Source organism: Alistipes montrealensis, assembly GCF_018362775.1.
Classification (GTDB): domain Bacteria; phylum Bacteroidota; class Bacteroidia; order Bacteroidales; family Rikenellaceae; genus Alistipes; species Alistipes montrealensis.
This window is the reverse complement of sequence record NZ_JAGYXY010000001.1, coordinates 51,541-68,842: the sequence shown is the minus strand read 5'-3', so window position 1 is coordinate 68,842 and position 17,302 is coordinate 51,541. Positions and strand designations below refer to the sequence as shown.

Below are 17,302 nucleotides of genomic sequence, written 5' to 3'. Positions count from 1 at the left end.
ACTTGGCAATAACATAAAAAGGTTTATTTTTGTAGTATTAAGTCACTCGAAAGTAAACTGATCGATGAAAAAACAACTCCTCCTTTCTGCCGCTTTGGCGGCAAGCCTCTCCGTTGCACCCGGTTGTGCCGAAAAACAGGATGCGGTTTCCGGTATTACGATTACGCCTGCGATCAAAACCCGTGTCACGGAACTCCATTTCGACACGGGCGACTGCATCGGTCTGACTGTTACGAAGGGAGGTGAAGACTACGTTCACAACCAACCGATGACTTTTGACGGTTCGGTATTCACGGGTTCCGGCCTGCTGTGGTACAACGACCTGAACGAAAAGTCGACGCTTACGGCCTATTATCCCTATTCGGCTTCGGGTGTCCCTGCCGAATTCTCCGTGGCCAATGACCAGACCGGAGGCAACGCCTCTTCGGACCTGCTGGGAGCCGTAAAAAAGGACGTTACGCCCGGGAACGCAGCCGTCGGGATGTTGTTTTACCACCTTATGTCGCAGCTTACCATCGTCATTACCAATAATTCCGATGCAGCTGTTTCGGGGGTTGTCGTGAGCGGATTTGTCCCGACGGCCTCGGTAGACCTCACCGTTCCTGCGGCAACGGCGAAAACCGGCGCTGCGACGGCGGAAATCAAAGCCCGGGAAGTGACGGCGAACACCTCCTACCGCGTGATACTCGTGCCGCAGCAAGGTGCGCTGACCGTTACGGTCTCGACGCGCGACGGCAAGAGCCGAAGTAAAACCCTCTCTTCCGCAACACTCGAGAGCGGCAAGAAATACGACATGGCGGTTCTTGTGACCAACGTCGATATTGAATTGACGCTGAGCGGCGATGTCAGCGACTGGGGCGACGGCGGTTCGCTCGGCGAAGGCGGCAGCAGCGGCGGCGAGGATGGAGGCGGAGGGGCTGCCGAACTGGAATACGGGGGCGAGACCTATCGCACGGTGACGGTCGGTGACCGGGTCTGGATGGCTGAGAACCTGCGCTATATGCCTGCCGGAGCAACGGTCGGGAACGGGGTGTGGTATCCCGGAAGCGACCTTTCCACTGTGGCGGAAAAGGGTCTGCTGTATAATTATGCGACAGCGACGGGCGGAGTTTCAGCCCGGGCGAACGCTTCGTTGCGGGGTATCTGCCCCGAGGGATGGCATATTCCTGCACTCGCCGAACTCGAAGCGCTCGTTGCGGCCGGGCCTGCGGCCGGATTTTTCAATTGTGCCGGCTTTTGGATTATGACGGGCACGATCGACAAATACGGAAATGCGGACAAAGGTTATCTGCTGAGCAGCGAGGTTACGGGCGAGCGGAACGACTGCCTGTCCTATACGACGACGACCGCTCCGGTAACGGATCAGGTGCCGGTAGCATACGGTGTTTCGGTCCGATGTGTAAAGGATTAGGCCGCCCGGAGAGAATTGAAAAGGTCCCGCATTTGCGGGACCTTTTTTCGTGTTTAGTCGCGGTTCAGGAAGAAGATCGGGATATTGGCCAGGAAAACGTCTTTGCCCGACAGTTGCGGCCTTTTTGCGAGCAGTTCGCTCAGCTTGATCTCGCCGATGACGTAGTTGCTCTCGTCGCTGGTGAACTGTTCGTGGATTTTCGAGAAGTTCAGGATGCCCTGCACGTCCGTGTCCTTGTAGCGTGCGTAGATTTTGAGTGTGATGTCCGTCGTGTAGTCGGGTTTCTCGATGTAGTTCATCTTCTTGTACTCGTAGCGGTAGTTGTTCAGCCGCGCCATGATGTCGCTCAGGATCGACGACGCCGTGGGCAGGCTGCCCGCGCCCTTGCCGAACATGAACTGCCGGTCGTAGCATTCGCCGCGGATCACTACGCCGTTATACTCGTCGTCGACGCTGTAAATGTACTTGGCGGGGGTCACGAACTCCGGCATGACGAACATCGTAAAATGCGCGTCGCTCACTTTGACCACCTGTGCTACCAGTTTGATTTTCACGTTCTTTTCGCGTGCATACTGGATGTCCGAGTCGTGTATTGTCGAGATGCCGTAGGTGAAGATGCGTTCCGGGGCGACGTAGGTTCCCAGCGCGTGCACGGTGATGATTACCAGTTTGAACAGCGAATCGTAGCCCTCGATGTCGAACGAGGGGTCGCTCTCGGCGAAACCCAGCGCCTGTGCCTGTGCGAGTCCGTTGGCATAGGTGTCCTTGTGATCGAAAACCCGAGAAAGGATGTAGTTCGACGAACCGTTCAGAATGCCCTTTACCTCCAGCAGCAGGTCGTTGTCGTAATACTCTTCGAGGTTGCGGATCACGGGGATCGAGCCGCACGACGAGGCGTCGTACAGCAACGCCACGTTGCGGGTTTTCTGAATCTCGATCAACTCCGGGAGATGGTGGGCCAGCATCGTTTTACTGCCCGAAACGACCGGAATACCCCGCAGCAGGGCTCGTTTTACGATGTTGTAGGCAGCGTTTGCGTCGTCGATAACCTCCACGACCAGGTTGATGTTCTGGTTGTCGAGAATATCGTCCACCGAGGTCGTGAAAAGCGACGGGTCGACTTCGATTTTGCGCGGCTTTTTGGGGTCGCGGACGCAGATTTTCACGATTTCGGCGTGGGCGTTTTTCGATTTGCGCACCACTTCGTAGATGCCCTGTCCGACGACGCCGAATCCGAACAGTCCGATTTTGATTTTGCTCATGGAGGTATCCGTTTTTTAATTGTTCATGAAAGGTAGGAGAATGCCGTTCAACTGTTCGTATTCTACGAGGAATCCGTCGTGGCCGAACGGCGAGTCGATTTCGTGGTAGCTGCTGGCGGGGATCATCGCATGCAGGCAGCGCATTTCGGCGGGGGTGAAGATGATGTCGGTCGTGATGCCGACTACCAGCGTCCGGGCTGTTATCGCGGCCAGTGCCTGTGCTACCCCGCCCCGCCCGCGGCCCGTATCGTGGGTGTCGAAGGCGTTGAGTATCGCATAATAGGAGTAGGCGTTGTAGCGGCGGCGGAGTTTCTCGCCCTGGTACTGCTGGTAAGTGCATGCGCGATGCACTGCGGGACACTCCTCGCGCTCCTGCTGGGTGAGGTTGTAACCTTCGGGACCGCGGTAGCTCAGCAGGCCGATGGCCCGTGCCGCTGCGAGCCCCTTCATCCCGGCGTCGTCGCGCGGCTCGCCGAAAGTGGCGTCGGCCTCGATGGCCATGCGCTGCGTCTCGTCGATGGCGATAGCCCAGGGCGAAGCCTTGGCAGCGGTGGCGATCAGCACCAGCCGTTCGATCCGTTCCGGTTCCGTGACGGCCCATTCCACGGCCTGAAACCCTCCTACCGAACTGCCCACCAGCGTTCCGATGCGGCCGATGCCGAGTGCATCGGCCAGCAGACGGTGCGCCCGCACGATGTCGCGGATCGTAAAGGGCGGGAAATCCTTGTACCAGGGTTTTCCCGTGGCGGGATTTACGTGCAGAGGCCCTGTCGAGCCGTAATGCGATCCGATGATGTTGGCGCAGACGACGTAGTGGCACGCCGGGTCGAGGAACCGCCCCGTTTCGACCGTATGGGGCCACCAGTCCGCCACGTCCGAATTGGCCGTCAGCGCGTGGCAAACCCACGCCACGTTGTCTTTCGCGGCGTTCAGCTTGCCGTAGGTGTGGTAGGCGATGCGCAGTTCAGGCAGCGTATGTCCCGTTTCGAGTTCGAACGGCCCGGGGGCTATGTAAATCTGTGGTTCCATTACAGCGTTTTCAGTGCTTCGTTCAGGTCCTCCTTGATATCCTCGACATGTTCGATTCCCAGCGAGAGCCGCAGCAGGTTGGGATAAACGCCCGAGGCAACGAGCTCCTGCTCGTTGAGCTGGGCGTGGGTCGTCGAAGCCGGGTGGATCAACAGTGTTTTGGCGTCGCCGACGTTGGCCAGGTGACTGATCAGCCCGAGGTTATCCACGATCTTCGAAGCCTGCGCGGCACTGCCCTTCACACGGAACGTCAGTACGCCGCCGAATCCGTTGCGGAGGTATTTCTTCGCCAGCGTGTGGTATTTGCTGTTTTTGAGGCCCGGGTAGCTGACATGCTCGATCTTGGGGTGCTTTTCGAGCCATTCCGCGATTTCGAGGGCGTTGTCCACGCTCCGCTGCACGCGCAGCGAGAGGGTTTCGAGACCCAGCGCCAGCAGGAACGAATTGAACGGGCTGATGCACGAACCGATGTCGCGCAGACCTTCGCAGCGGGTACGGGTTGCGAAGGCCGTCGGACCGCACTCCTTCCAGAAATTGAATCCGTGGTAACCCTCCGAGGGTTCGCTCAGGGCCGGGTATTTACCGTTGCCCCAGTCGAAATTACCGCCGTCGACCACTACCCCGCCCAGACTCGTGCCGTGGCCGCCGATCCACTTGGTCGCCGAGTGCGTCACCACGTTGACACCCCATTCGATCGGGCGGCAGAGATAGCCTCCGGCTCCGAACGTGTTGTCCGTCACCACGGCGATGCCGTGCTTGCGGGCCAGGGAGACGATGGGCTCGAAATCGGGAACGTTGAATTCGGGGTTGCCGATGGTTTCGATGTAGATCGCCTTCGTGCGCGCGTCGATCAGCGAGGCGATGCTCGCGATGTCGTCGCCGTCGGCGAAGCGCACCTCTATGCCCATGCGCGAAAGCGTGTGCTTGAACTGGCTGAACGTGCCTCCGTAGAGGAACGAGGTGCTGACGATATTGTCGCCCAGGGAGGCGATGTTGCCGATGGCCAGGAACTGTGCCGCCATGCCCGAGGCTGCCGCTACGGCTGCCGTACCGCCTTCGAGGGCTGCGATGCGCTGTTCGAAAACATCGGTCGTGGGGTTGCCCAGACGGGTGTAGATGTTGCCGGGTTCCTTGAGCGCGAAGCGTGCGGCGCCCTGTTCGGCGCTCTCGAAGACATAGGAAGTCGTCTGGTAGATGGGCAGCGCACGTGAACCGGTCACGGGATCGGGCTGCTGGCCTGCATGTACCTGCAGGGTTTCGAAGCGGTAATTTTTCGGATTCATATATCTTATCGTTAATTCGTTCACAAAAAAATCCGACCTCAGTGAAGCCGGATTGTGTCGTTTCAGTGCATGAAGGAGCTACACCCGGCGAAAACGGTTGCACATGCACATGGACATCATCATCGTGCCGCGATGGTCTTCGCGGCGCTGACAGTCGTATGTTGCAGGCTTGGTCATTCGCTTCTGTTGCTCTTACGGTGCAAATATAGGAATTTTTTTTGGAAAACCCTTTTTTCGGTCGGAATTTTGTGTTTTGATAAAAGTGGACTTTTTTGTTAAATAAAAAACACGGATTTGGTAATTGTGAAAATAATACCTATATTTGTTGCGAAGACGACGCAATACAAACACATTTTAAGAAATTCATGGTATGAAAAGACTTTACACGGCTTTGATGGCGGTGGCACTGGTCGCTTCCTCCTGTCAGAAAGACACGGGGGGAAGCCCCGACACGCCGGATGTTCCGGGTGCAATCCCGGCTGATTTCAGTTGGAAAACGACTCGCGACGTAAACGTTTCGGTCGCGGCTCCCACTGTAAACGGCGCAGCACCCGCCTATGCCGTAATCAATGTTTACTCTTCGCCGATCCTTTCGGCGGAAAATTTGGTGACCGGGGGTGCTACTAAATCGGCAACTCCGTTCCGGTCGGCATTCACCTTGCCTGCCGGAGTTGAAACCCTCTATGTAGTAACTACCCTGCCCGACGGCACGAAATCGGTGAAGACGGCCGAGGTCCGCAGTTCGGTCGATGTGGCCGGTGCATCGGTGACGACTGCGGCAATGCCGAAGGTTCGCGCTGCGGCGATTACGCGAAGCGCCAGTTCGATGCCTGCATTCCCGACGATGACCGCCCCCGATGCCGGTTCGTTCGATCCGCAGGCCGTGATAGCCACGACGCCGTCGAAGAACTTCAACCTCGGCGCACAGGAGTCGCAGTATGCGGCGGCGGCATATTATATTCCGGCCGGAGCCGTGATCGAGGGCAATATCAATCTCAACGGCAATTATGCACCCAACAAGCAGCCGGTGCTGTACGTCGCGGGCAAACTCGTGCTTTCGTCGCCCAATATCGGTTATGCGACGCTGGCTGTCCTGCCGGGCGGCGAAGTGACGGTTTCGGGCAAACTCACAGCCCAGAATGTCGCCAAGGACCTTCCTGCGCTGTATGTTTTCCCGGGCGGCAAGCTCACGGCGGCCGAGGTCAACTTCTCCGGCAAAGTCGCCGTGAACCTCGGAACCGTAAATGTTTCGGGCAAACTCGACCTGAACAACGACCTGAAATTCTACAACGGTGCGGGCGCCGTGCTTACGTCGGCCACTTTCAAGTACTCCAACACGGGAGGCCTTTTCAACGACGGTGCGATTTCGGCCGACGAATTGGAATTCAACTCGACGGCGGCGTTTGAGAACTGCGAGAACGGCGACCTGAAGGTCGAAGAGATGATAATGGCGAATACGACGACCAAATTCTACCAGAAGGGCGTTGCTGAGATCGGCGAAATGACCTGCCGCGGTGAATTTTATGTGAACTGCTATACCTATGTCGATGACCTCGGCCTGGAGGGCGCCAAACTTTACATTGCGGCGGATGCGTGCCTGGAGACCGGCGAGGCCGATTTCAACAATGCGAAGGTCGAGATGGCAACCGGTTCGCTCTTCATTGCGCAGCAGTACAATAAGAATAAGGGCGGCAATAACACCTTTACTGCCGCAGCAGGAACTGTGATTCCGGTCGTTCGTTTCGAACAGTCGGCGTTCTACTCAGAGGGTAACCAGTATTGGAGTGCGGCCCGTACGACTTTCAGCGGTCCGATGGAGGTCGTAGACCCGCAGGCCGAAGCCGAAAACAAGTTCTATGTGGCCAAGTGTTTCAGCAACGGCGCTTTCCTGACGGCTGAGCAGTTGACGAACATCCCGAAGAGCGAGTGCAACGGCGGTAAGGGCCAGATTACGCCCGATCCGGAACCGGAGCCCGACGCATATACGAACGTTCCCGGACAGGTCTACACCTACTGCTTCGAGGATAACTGGCCGTGGCTGGGCGATTACGACATGAACGACGTGGTTATCGAGAGCCGCATCGACCGCATGGTTTCGAAGGACGGCAGCAAGGTTTCGGCGCTTACGATCAACTGGGAACTGCGGGCTGCGGGAACGACCTACGACATTGCCGGAGCCGTGCAGATGGACAAGGTGCAGGCTTCGGACGTGGCGAACGTCGAGTCTTCGCACAAGGGCTTCGGCAGCGGCATGTTCGCATCGCAGGGCCTCGAATCCGACAGTCGGTATGCCGTGATTCCGTTCTTCAACAACACGAAAGAGTTACTGAGCACTTCGAATACGTGGAAGGGACACCCTGCTTCCGCTACGCAAAAGCACACGACGACGGTGACTTTCTCGCAGCCGGTGGACATCGCTGCGGTCCTGGATTCGGAGATGAACTTCTTTATCACGCCGAAACAGCGCACGAACGAGATTCACATGCCGGGCTATGCCGTGACTGCTTCGGGTCTCATCGGCAAGGGTTCGTTCCAGCCTTCGGAGCCTTACAAATTCTATGTAACGGACGGCGACCAGGTCAAGAACAACTACATGATGTGGGCGCTGGTGATTCCGGGCGAGTTCCGCTACCCTGCCGAGAACAACGACATCCGCGGCGTCTACGAGCACTTCATGACGTGGGCTTCGTCCAACGGCACGCAGCATCCGGAGTGGTATCAGGAGAGCGCCGACGCTGACAAGATTTATTAAAGAACCTGTATTCTGTAAAAAGGCTGCTTCGAAAGAAGCGGCCTTTTTTGTAGCTCTCTTCCTCGGTCCGTACCTCCTGCCGGCGGGCGTGAAACGGATTCGGTTATGTCCGATCGGGGGCCTTCCGGTGTAAAAAAAGCTCCGCAGAGACAATCTGCGGAGCTTTTCATGCGTAGTGTGTGATCTTATCCTTTGCGGTCGATCAGTTCGATGCCCTGGCGGGTCGCCGCCCCGCGGAGAATCGTCCGGCAGAAGAGGCTGAGCTCTTCGCGGATCGTGCCGTTCAGGCGCAGGTCGGTCATTGTGCTCATCAACTGCTCGGCAAATGCCGGGGCATCGATTTCGGGCAGCAGGAGTTGTTCCTCACGGCAGGTTTCGAGGTAATCGGTCAACTCTTTGCGCCAGAACTCCCTGTGTTCGTCGTAATGTTCCGCAAAGGTGATCTTGCGGCGGATGTCCGACAGGAAACAGTGGTCTACCGTATAGAGGTTTTCGATATATTCGTTTGTCAGCCGGAGCACCTTCTGCAACGGATTGCCGCCGCGCCGCTTGCGGCAGGCGACGATGCGCTGCTGCTGCTGCTGGCTCATGGCGTCGAGGCATGCGCCGACGAGGTCGTTTTTGTCGGCGAACATTTCGTACAGGGTGCGTTTCGAGATTCCCAGCGTCTGCGCGATCTCATCGACCCGGACGGCACGAATGCCGTTCCGGGCGATAAGCTCCTGCGTAGCGTGGATAACCTCTTCTTTGGTCACTCCCCGTTTCATTATTTTTCCTCCGTAATGTCACGTCCGCCGCCGAGAGCCTGGTAGAGGTTCACGGTTCCCTGGATTTCGTCGAAACGGTCTGCGATCTGCGACAGTTGTGCCGAAAGCAGCGACTGCTGTGCGGTCAGGACTTCGAGGTAAGTGGTAGAACCGTGCTGCATCAGCAGTTCGGTCGACTCCACTGCGCGCTCCAGGGCCGAAATCTGCCGTACGCGAAGGTCGGCTTTGGCGCGCGACGACTGGCACTGTGTGAGGGCGTTGTTGACCTCGGCGCCGGCGTTGAGCAGCGCCTGCTGGAATGCCAGCCGGGTCTCCTCCTGCTGTGCCTTGGCGATCTTCACCCGGGCGCGGTTGGCGTTGGCGTTGAAGATCGGCTGCAGGAGCGATGCCGCGGCGTTCCAGAGCAGCTTGCCGGGATCGGCGATCCTTCCACTGCCGTTGTTGGTCCATCCCAGCGTTCCGCTCAGCGTGATCGAGGGATAGAGGGCCGAACGGGCCTCGGCCGTGGCGTAGTACGACTGCATGAGCGAATACTCGGCCGAACGTACGTCGGGACGGTTCGCCAGCATTTGCAGAGGTACGCCGACCGTCAGGTCGTCGGGCAACTGCTGGCCTTCGAGACGGCCGCGGACGATCGTATGCGGAGCCTGGGCCAGCATCGAGCAGAGGCTGTTTTCCACCTGCGTACGCTGGTAGGCCAGGTCGTGCAGCGATGCCTCGATCGCCAGCGTGTTGCCTTCGTACTGGGCCACGCCGGCCTCATTGGCCATGCCGGCCTCCTTCATGGCGCGCATCGTGCGGACGCTCTCGCGCCACTTCACGGCCGTTTGCTCCGTCACCTCATACTGACTGTCGAGCATCAGCAGCGTGTAGTAGAGATTGGCCACGCTCGAAATGAGCTGGGTCTTCACCGCCTGCTCGTACTCCTTGCTCTGGGCATGGAGCGCCTTGGCTTTGCGTTTGGCGTTGGTAAGGCCGTTGAAGATGTCGATCTGCCAGCTTGCCGTTACGGGGATCGAATAGGCTTTCGCCGTCGGCGAGCCGTCGAAACTGCTCAGGCTGCCCTGCGGTGCGAAGTTGAACGACGGCAGGTAAGCCAGGCGTGCCGATTTGAGCGTAGCTTCGGCCTCCTTGACGCGCCAGCCTGCCGATTGCAGGTCGGTGTTGTTCTCCAGTGCCAGCGCGATAAGCGCCTGCAACTGGGGATCGGTGAACATTTCCTGCCAACTGATGTCGCCCAGGGTCGTCGTGTCGGCGGTCTCCGCCGTACCGTACAGCCCTGCGGTCGTTACCTCGGGACGGGTATAGGGTTTGTAGATGCCGCAGCCGGTCAGCGCCGCCGCAGCGCATATAATCAGGATCTTTTTCATGTGTTACTCCTCCTCTTTCTCATTTTTACATTCTTCCAGCTCGGCGCGTACGGCCCACTGCGGATCGGGATCGAACTCCAGCGGTTTGATCTTCTCCTGCAACGTCTGGAAGACGATGAACAGCGTCGGGACGAGGAACAGCAGAGCCAGCGTTCCGACGATCATACCGCCGATGACACCCGCGCCGAGGGTCGAGTTGCCGTTAGCGCCTACGCCGTGCGAGAGCACCAGCGGGATCATACCGAACACGCAGGTAAGGACGGTCATCAGGATAGGACGCAGACGGGCTTTGGCGGCCGATACGGCGGCCTGCGAGAGGCTCATGCCTGCGGCGCGGCGGTCGGCGGCGTACTCGGTGATCAGAATGGCCGTCTTCGACAGCAGACCGATCAGCATGATGATACCCGTCTGGAGGTAGATGTTGTTCTCCATGCCCATCATCTTGGCCAGCAGGAACGAACCCATCAGACCGCACGGAACCGACAGGATGACGGCGAACGGAATGAGGAAACTCTCGTACAGGGCGCTCAGGATAAGGTAGATCAGCAGGATGCAGATACCGAAGATGATGGCGGTGTTGCTGCCGGTCTGTGCCTCCTCGCGCGTGATGCCGTCGAATTCGTAGCCGTAGCCTTTCGGGAGCACCTGTGCGGCGACCTCCTGGATGGCCTTGATGGCGTCACCCGACGAATAGCCTGCGGCGGCCGTGCCGTTCACGGCGATCGAACTGTACATGTTGAAGCGGCTGAGCACCTCGGAACTGTAAACCCTCGTCAGGTTCACGAACTGGCCCAGGGGAGCCATCTCGCCGTTGTTCGAACGCACGTAGACGTTGTTGAGCGATTCGGTGTCGAGACGGTATTTCGGGTCGGCCTGCAACGTTACGTAGTACATTTTCGAGAAACGGTTGATGTTCGAGACGTACTGGCCGCCGTAGTAACCTGCCAGGGTCGAGAGGATCGCGTTGGGCGATACGCCGGCACGCTTGGCCTTCGCTGCATCGATGTCCACCATGTACTGCGGGAAGTTGATGTTGAAGGTCGAGTAGGCCTGGGCAATCTCCGGACGCTGGTTCAGCGCTCCGATGAATTGCAGGTAGATGTTGTAGAAGTCTTTCAGCTCGCCGCCTGCCTTGTCCTGCAGGTTCATCGAGAAACCGGTCGAGGTTCCGTAGCCCGAGATCATCGGCGGAGCCACGGCGAAAATCTGCGCGTCCTTGATGTCGGCGGTGCGGCCGTAGATCTGACCGATGACGGCATTCACGGCATCCTCCTTGTTCGGGCGCTCCTCCCAGTCTTTCAGTTTGATGATGGCCATACCGTACGACGGTCCCTGTCCGGCGATCATACCGTAACCGGCTACCTCCATGAAATCCCGGATCTGGGGGATACCCTGGATACGCTCCGAAACCCGCTGCATGACCTTGTGGGTCTCGGCGAGCGAGGAGCCCGGAGCCGTGGTAACGTTGACCATGATCGTACCCTGGTCCTCGTCGGGAACCAGACCCGTCTTGGTGGTGTTCATCAGCAGGACCAGCGCAGCAATGGCGAGTCCGAGCGTCGACCACATCAGCCACTTGTGTTTGATGAAGAGCAGCACGCCGTGCTTGTACTTGTTGACCAAGGCGCTGAACGCCGTGTTGAAGGCCTTGCGGAAGCGGGCGGCGAAGTTGTCGCGCATCTCGCCGTTCTCGTCGAGGTACGGTTTGAGGATGATGGCACAGAGGGCCGGCGACAGCGTAAGTGCGTTGACGGCCGAAATACCCACGGCTACGGCCATCGTGATACCGAACTGGGTGTAGAACACACCCGACGTTCCGCCCATCATGGAGACGGGGATGAACACGGCCATGAAGACCAGCGTCGAGGTTACGATAGCCGACGTAATGCCTGACATGGCATCGACGGTAGCCATATAGGAGGACTTATATCCCACGTCGAAACGCGCCTGGACGGCCTCCACCACGATAATGGCGTCGTCGACGACCGTACCGATGGCAAGAACCAGCGCGAAGAGGGTCAGCAGGTTGATCGAGAATCCGGCCAGGGCGAGGAAACCGAACGTACCGACCAATGAGACGAGGATCGAGGCCGTCGGGATGAGCGTCGAGCGGATGTCCTGCAGGAAGACGTATACCACCAGGATCACGAGGAGGATAGCCTCGAACAGGGTCTTCATTACCTCCTTCATCGAGGCGTAGAGGAAGTCGTTCACACTTTGCAGGTGGGCGACGGCGATACCTTTCGGCAGTTCGGCCTGCACTTCGTCGAGCAGGGCGTTGACATCGTTCACGACCTGCGTGGCATTCGAGCCGGCGGTCTGGAAGATCATGGTGCTGACGCCCGGGTGGCCGTTGGTGTAGCCTTTATAGGCATAGGACTCGCTGCCCAGTTCGATGTCGGCGATGTCTTTCAGCCGCAGGAGCGTTCCGTCGGGCTTCGAAAGGAGCACGATCTCTCCGAACTCTTCGGGCGTCTGGTGGCGTCCGCGGTATTTCATCGTGTACTGGAACGTGTTCTGCGAGTTCTCGCCCAGCGTACCGGTCGCCGACTCGATGTTCTGCTCGGCCAGTGCCGCCGTAACGTCCGACGGGATGAGTTTGTACTGGGCCATTACGTCGGGTTTCAGCCAGACGCGCATCGAGTAGTCGGCGCCGAGGGTGAATACCTCGCCGACGCCGTGGATACGCTGGATACGGGGCTCGATATTGATTTTCGAGTAGTTCGACAGGAACGTCTCGTCGTAGGAGTCGTCGGGGCTGTAAAGCGAGAAGATTTTCACCATGGAGGTCTGACGCTTCATGGTCGTAACGCCGATTTGCGTAACTTCCGAAGGCAGCTGACCGGTAGCGCGCGATACTTTGTTCTGCACGTTCACGGCTGCCATGTCGGCGTTGATTCCCTGCCGGAAATAGATCGTTACGGAAGCACTGCCGACAGCGGCGCTGGAAGTCATGTAAGTCATGTCCTCCACACCGTTGATGGCCTGTTCGAGCGGTGCGATGACCGACTTCTGAATGGTCTCGGCGCTGGCGCCCGGATACGAGGCGCGCACCATAACCGTCGGGGGAGCGATGTCGGGATACTGCTCGACGGGCAGCGTCGCGAGACCGATGATACCGGCGATTACGATTACGATTGATACGACCGACGCCAGTACGGGTCGTTCGATAAAATGTTTCAGTGTCATGGATTACTCTTCTTTTTCGGTTTGGGACTGAGCGGCAGCCTCATCGGTTGCAGGAGCGGCAGTTTCGGCCGCGGCCTGACCCTTTATGCGGATGGGCGTACCTTCGCGCAGCAGACCTACGCCCTCGGCTACGATCACGTCGCCCGGTACGAGGCCCTTGCGGGCGATGTATTCCTGGCCGTTCGAGATTTTCTCGACCTCGATCATCGTCGAAGCGGCCTTGCCGTCCACTACTTTATATACGTATACTTTGTCCTGGAGTTCGAACGTTGCGGCCTGCGGAACGGCGATGCAATCCTTGTAGATGCTCGGCAGGATGACGTTGCCTGCGCCGCCGCTGTGCAGCAGTCCTCCCTTGTTGGGGAACGCCGCGCGGAGCGACACGCTGCCCGTCGAGAGGTCGATGACGCCGCTGATCGACTCGACGCGGCCCGGCTGGTCGTAGATCGAACCGTCGCTGAGCTGCAACTGTACGTCGGGCATGCTCTTGAGCGTTTCGGCGATCGAGCCGTACTGGCGCGTCAGGCCCAGGAACTGGTTCTCGGTCATCGAAAAATAGACGTACATCTCCGAGTTGTCCGACACGGTGGTCAGCGGCTGCGGGAGCGATGCACTCACCAGTGCGCCCACGCGGTACGGCAGCGTACCTACGACACCGTTGGCCGGAGCCTTTACGACCGTGTAGGAGAGGTTGTTGGCTGCGTTTACACGCTGGGCCTCGGCCTGGGCAAGCTGTGCCTTGGCGGTCAGCAGGGTGTTGTTGGCCGTCGAGAGGTCGTACTGCGAAACGACGTTCCGGGCGAAAAGTTCCTTTTTGCTGTCGTAGGTGAGCTGTGCGGTGGCTACCCCGGCTTTGGCTGCCTCGACGTTGGCTTCGGCGGTCTGGAGGGCTGCCTGGTAGGGAACCTGGTCGATGATGAAAAGGGTCTGTCCCTTCGTTACGTTCTGGCCTTCGTTGACACAGAGTTGCGAGATCGTTCCCGAAACCTGCGGATAGATGTCGATGTCCTGACGGCCGCGGATCGTTGCCGAGTAGTTGCTCGGAATTTCGCGGTCGGTGGTGGCGATGGTCATTACGGCGTATTCGCCGGGACCCATTGTCATCGGAGCCTGTTTGCATCCGACGGCTGCCATGCAGCATGCCAAAGCGGCAGCTTTCACAAATGTTTGCTTCATAACTTCCATTTGAATTTTATACTAAAAAACTTTTTCAGGTGCAAAAGTATTCTAAATTAGGTCCATTTGTGCCATTATATTGCGAACAGTATTGGTACTTTTCGGCACAAAGGTTCTGTTATTATCGAAATAATCATTATTTTTGTTCGAAAAAAGAAATATATGACGCCGGTTAATCCGATAATTACTACTTCCGAAGAGCAATTTGTCGTCGGCGAATCCGATTTCGCCTTTTTCAGCAATTACGCCTGCCGTACCGATGGAGGTGCGATCCTTTTTTGCCGCAGCGGCAGTGCGGATGCTACGGTCAACCAATACCGAGGGCATGTGCGCCGCAATACGATGGTGTTGCTGCTGCCCGGCTCGATCCTGATGCTCACCGACCGGACGGAAGATTTTCAGATGACTTTCTGTGCCTTTTCGCGGGACCTTTTCGCCGAAGCGGCCTTTCGTCTCGAACCTTCGTTTTTCCATGCGTTGCGTGAGCGTCCGATCTCCTATCCGCCCCACCGCGTCGTCGAGGGGGCTGCGATCTGGTTCGAGATGGCGGCCTATACCTACCGTGACCGCGGCAACGTGTTCCGCAATACGATCATCAAAAACCGTCTGCAGAACCTCTTGCTGGAGAGTTTCGACAAGATGCAGCGCTTTGCCGCCCGGCAGCACCGCGGGCCGGAGACGACCACGCGGCAAACCGAATTGTTCCATCGTTTCGTAACGCTTGTTCAGGCCCACAGCTCGCAGGAGCGCGAAGTGGCCTTTTACGCCGATAAACTCTGCATCTCGACCCGCTACCTTTCTACCATCGTGCGCTCCGTGGCACGCAGTTCGGCCAAGGAGTTCATCGACCGTTCGGTGGTCCTCGAAATCAAGATGATGCTCCAGTCGACCGACCTGTCGGTTCAGGAGATCGCCTACCGGCTCAAATTCCCCGACCAGTCCTATCTCGGGCGTTTTTTCAAGAAGCACACGGGGGAATCGCCGACGGAGTATCGGAACGGCAAGAAGTAGGAACAGTATATCAAATATATGTTGAGATAGGGAATAAGGTTGAACCGTATTTAATAGAATTGAAAAAATGAAAAAGTTGGGTATAGTTTTTTTGATTTCTTTTGTTTGGTCGCTTTTTCTTGCTTGGCTGCGAGGAGGATATATTTCAATATTGACTCTTACGGGACTTCCTCTTTCGTCATTTATTGGTTTTATTGTTTATGGTTTAATAACGACCTTGGCATTAGAAAAATATAGAAATACAACATTCTCCGGATATATTGTTTTGTTGGTATGGTTGGGAGCTTCAATATTGGAGCTCCCATTTCGGATTATACATTTCGGGGATGCGATGATTTCATTCCTTAATTTGTTAATATGGTGGTTGGGAATAGGTGTCGGTTATTTCTTTTTTAAAGTTCGCAAAATAACGCATAAAATAATATTTGTCGGACTATCTCTAATCTGTGCGCTTTGGATTAGTACATCCGGTTACGGTATGTGGACACATAAATTGAATTACGGGACCATCAATGGGCATGTCTATCAGGAATGTAAAAGCGAAATTAAAATGCAAAATTATTCTGGGGAATATATTTCGTTAAATGAGCTGGACAAGGCGTACTTACTTCTTGATATGTGGTATACGTCATGCCGCGTATGTTATGAACAGTTTCCCAAATTACAGGAGATGTATGAGAAATACAAAGATGAAGATCGTGTTGGGATATATGCCGTACATTGCAGGACTGAATATGAAAAATATAATATCGGTTACGTAATTTTATCTACGAGATCATATGAATTCCCTTCTTTGTCACTTGATAACAACGATGAAATTATAGAAGAATGGGGCATTTTACGGTTCCCTATGGTTTTTATTCTCGACAAACAAAGGAATATCATTTACAAAGGGGATCTTGCTCAGGCCGAGAGCTATTTGGCCCGGCTTTTGGATAAGTTGTCGTGATAATACTATTCAAAAAGAACGTTGGTACAAATTGAAACTATTATAATATGAGCAAGACAGTTGAAATTTTAGGGAGCGAGGCCGGCTATTACCTCTCGCATGTATGTCGCACCATCGACAAGAAGTCGTTGTACCTGCCGGGACCCGATACTGTGGACCGCATCTGGACCGCGTCCGACCGCAATATCCGTACGCTGGGCAGCCTGCAATGGATTCTGGCCAACGGGCGGCTGGGTGGTACGGGTTATGTCTCGATCCTGCCCGTAGACCAGGGTATCGAGCACACTGCGGGAGCTTCGTTTGCACCCAATCCGGCCTATTTCGATCCCGAGAACATCGTGAAACTCGCCATCGAAGGCGGCTGCAACGCTGTCGCTTCGACCTTCGGCGTGCTGGGCGCCGTGGCGCGCAAATATGCGCATAAGATTCCGTTTATCGTCAAGATCAACCATAACGAACTGTTGTCCTACCCCAACACTTACGACCAGGTGTTGTTCGGCACGGTGCGCGACGCCTGGAACATGGGTGCGCAGGCCGTTGGGGCCACGATCTATTTCGGTTCGGCGGAGAGCCGCCGCCAGTTGGTCGAGATTGCGCAGGCATTCGATTTGGCGCACGAACTGGGCATGGCGACGATCCTGTGGTGCTACCTGCGCAACGAGGGCTTCAGGAAGGACGGTGTGGACTACCATGCCTCGGCCGACCTTACGGGACAGGCCGATCACCTGGGCGTGACGATCAAAGCCGACATCGTGAAGCAGAAACTTCCGACCAACAACGGCGGTTTCAGGGCGATCGGCTTTGCCAAGACCAGCGACAAAGTTTACTCGGAACTGACCTCCGACCACCCTATCGACCTTTGCCGCTATCAGGTGGCCAACGGTTATATGGGCCGCGTGGGACTGATCAACTCGGGCGGCGAGTCGCGCGGCGCTTCGGACCTGCAGGAGGCCGTCACGACGGCCGTGATCAACAAACGCGCCGGAGGCATGGGCCTGATCAGCGGCCGTAAAGCCTTCCAGCGCCCGATGAAGGACGGTATTGCGTTGCTGCACGCCATCCAGGACGTTTACCTCGACGACGAAGTGACGATCGCATAATAT

Annotated in this window: 12 protein-coding genes; 5 read left to right on the top strand and 7 right to left on the bottom strand. The window is 56.9% G+C overall.

Annotation, left to right across the window (positions count from 1 at the left end):
* Positions 1–64 precede the first annotated feature (64 nt).
* Positions 65–1,411 (top strand): fimbrillin family protein, encoded by a 1,347-nt coding sequence (locus KG007_RS00275; protein WP_213346790.1) that lies wholly within the window; start codon positions 65–67, stop codon positions 1,409–1,411.
* 53 nt (positions 1,412–1,464) lie between these two features.
* Here the strand turns inward: KG007_RS00275 and KG007_RS00270 are convergent, their stop codons facing one another.
* Genes KG007_RS00270 through KG007_RS00260 form a run of 3 tightly spaced genes read right to left on the bottom strand, consistent with a single transcriptional unit; the run spans position 1,465 to position 4,985 of the window.
* Entirely contained in the window at positions 1,465–2,673 is a 1,209-nt protein-coding gene (locus KG007_RS00270) for a homoserine dehydrogenase (protein ID WP_213346787.1), read from the bottom strand.
* Between the two features lie 15 nt (positions 2,674–2,688).
* Positions 2,689–3,702: a homoserine O-acetyltransferase family protein gene (locus KG007_RS00265; RefSeq protein ID WP_213346785.1), complete on the bottom strand. Its 1,014-nt coding sequence runs from the start codon at positions 3,700–3,702 to the stop codon at positions 2,689–2,691.
* Positions 3,702–4,985, bottom strand: a complete 1,284-nt coding sequence (locus KG007_RS00260) for an O-acetylhomoserine aminocarboxypropyltransferase/cysteine synthase family protein (RefSeq protein ID WP_213346783.1) — start codon at positions 4,983–4,985, stop codon at positions 3,702–3,704. Before KG007_RS00260 ends, KG007_RS00265 begins: the two co-directional genes overlap by 1 nt.
* Positions 4,986–5,355: 370 nt before the next feature.
* Here KG007_RS00260 and KG007_RS00255 point away from each other — a divergent pair, with 370 nt between their 5' ends.
* Complete coding sequence (locus KG007_RS00255) at positions 5,356–7,737, top strand: LruC domain-containing protein (RefSeq protein ID WP_213346781.1); 2,382 nt, start codon at positions 5,356–5,358, stop codon at positions 7,735–7,737.
* Positions 7,738–7,922: 185 nt separating this feature from the next.
* On the opposite strand, the gene KG007_RS00250 is transcribed toward KG007_RS00255, so the two are convergent.
* The 4 genes from KG007_RS00250 to KG007_RS00235 are packed head-to-tail and all read right to left on the bottom strand — an operon-like array spanning position 7,923 to position 14,239.
* The gene (locus KG007_RS00250) at positions 7,923–8,504 is read right to left on the bottom strand and encodes a TetR/AcrR family transcriptional regulator (RefSeq protein WP_195460251.1); all 582 of its coding nucleotides are present in this window, start codon (positions 8,502–8,504) and stop codon (positions 7,923–7,925) included.
* Positions 8,504–9,874, bottom strand: coding sequence for a TolC family protein (locus KG007_RS00245; protein WP_195460253.1), 1,371 nt, complete (start codon positions 9,872–9,874; stop codon positions 8,504–8,506). Before KG007_RS00245 ends, KG007_RS00250 begins: the two co-directional genes overlap by 1 nt.
* Positions 9,875–9,877: 3 nt before the next feature.
* Entirely contained in the window at positions 9,878–13,063 is a 3,186-nt protein-coding gene (locus KG007_RS00240) for an efflux RND transporter permease subunit (RefSeq protein WP_195460254.1), read from the bottom strand.
* Between the two features lie 3 nt (positions 13,064–13,066).
* A complete protein-coding gene (locus tag KG007_RS00235; RefSeq protein WP_195460256.1) occupies positions 13,067–14,239 on the bottom strand; it encodes an efflux RND transporter periplasmic adaptor subunit in 1,173 nt (390 codons plus the stop codon).
* Positions 14,240–14,401: 162 nt separating this feature from the next.
* On the opposite strand from KG007_RS00235, the gene KG007_RS00230 reads away from it, so the two are divergent.
* The 3 genes from KG007_RS00230 (at position 14,402) to KG007_RS00220 (ending at position 17,299) form a co-directional block, all read left to right on the top strand.
* Positions 14,402–15,250, top strand: a complete 849-nt coding sequence (locus KG007_RS00230; RefSeq protein ID WP_195460257.1) for an AraC family transcriptional regulator — start codon at positions 14,402–14,404, stop codon at positions 15,248–15,250.
* 67 nt (positions 15,251–15,317) lie between these two features.
* Entirely contained in the window at positions 15,318–16,199 is an 882-nt protein-coding gene (locus KG007_RS00225) for a TlpA family protein disulfide reductase (protein WP_213346779.1), read from the top strand.
* A gap of 47 nt (positions 16,200–16,246) precedes the next feature.
* Positions 16,247–17,299: a class I fructose-bisphosphate aldolase gene (locus tag KG007_RS00220; RefSeq protein ID WP_195460260.1), complete on the top strand. Its 1,053-nt coding sequence runs from the start codon at positions 16,247–16,249 to the stop codon at positions 17,297–17,299.
* Positions 17,300–17,302: the final 3 nt, after the last annotated feature.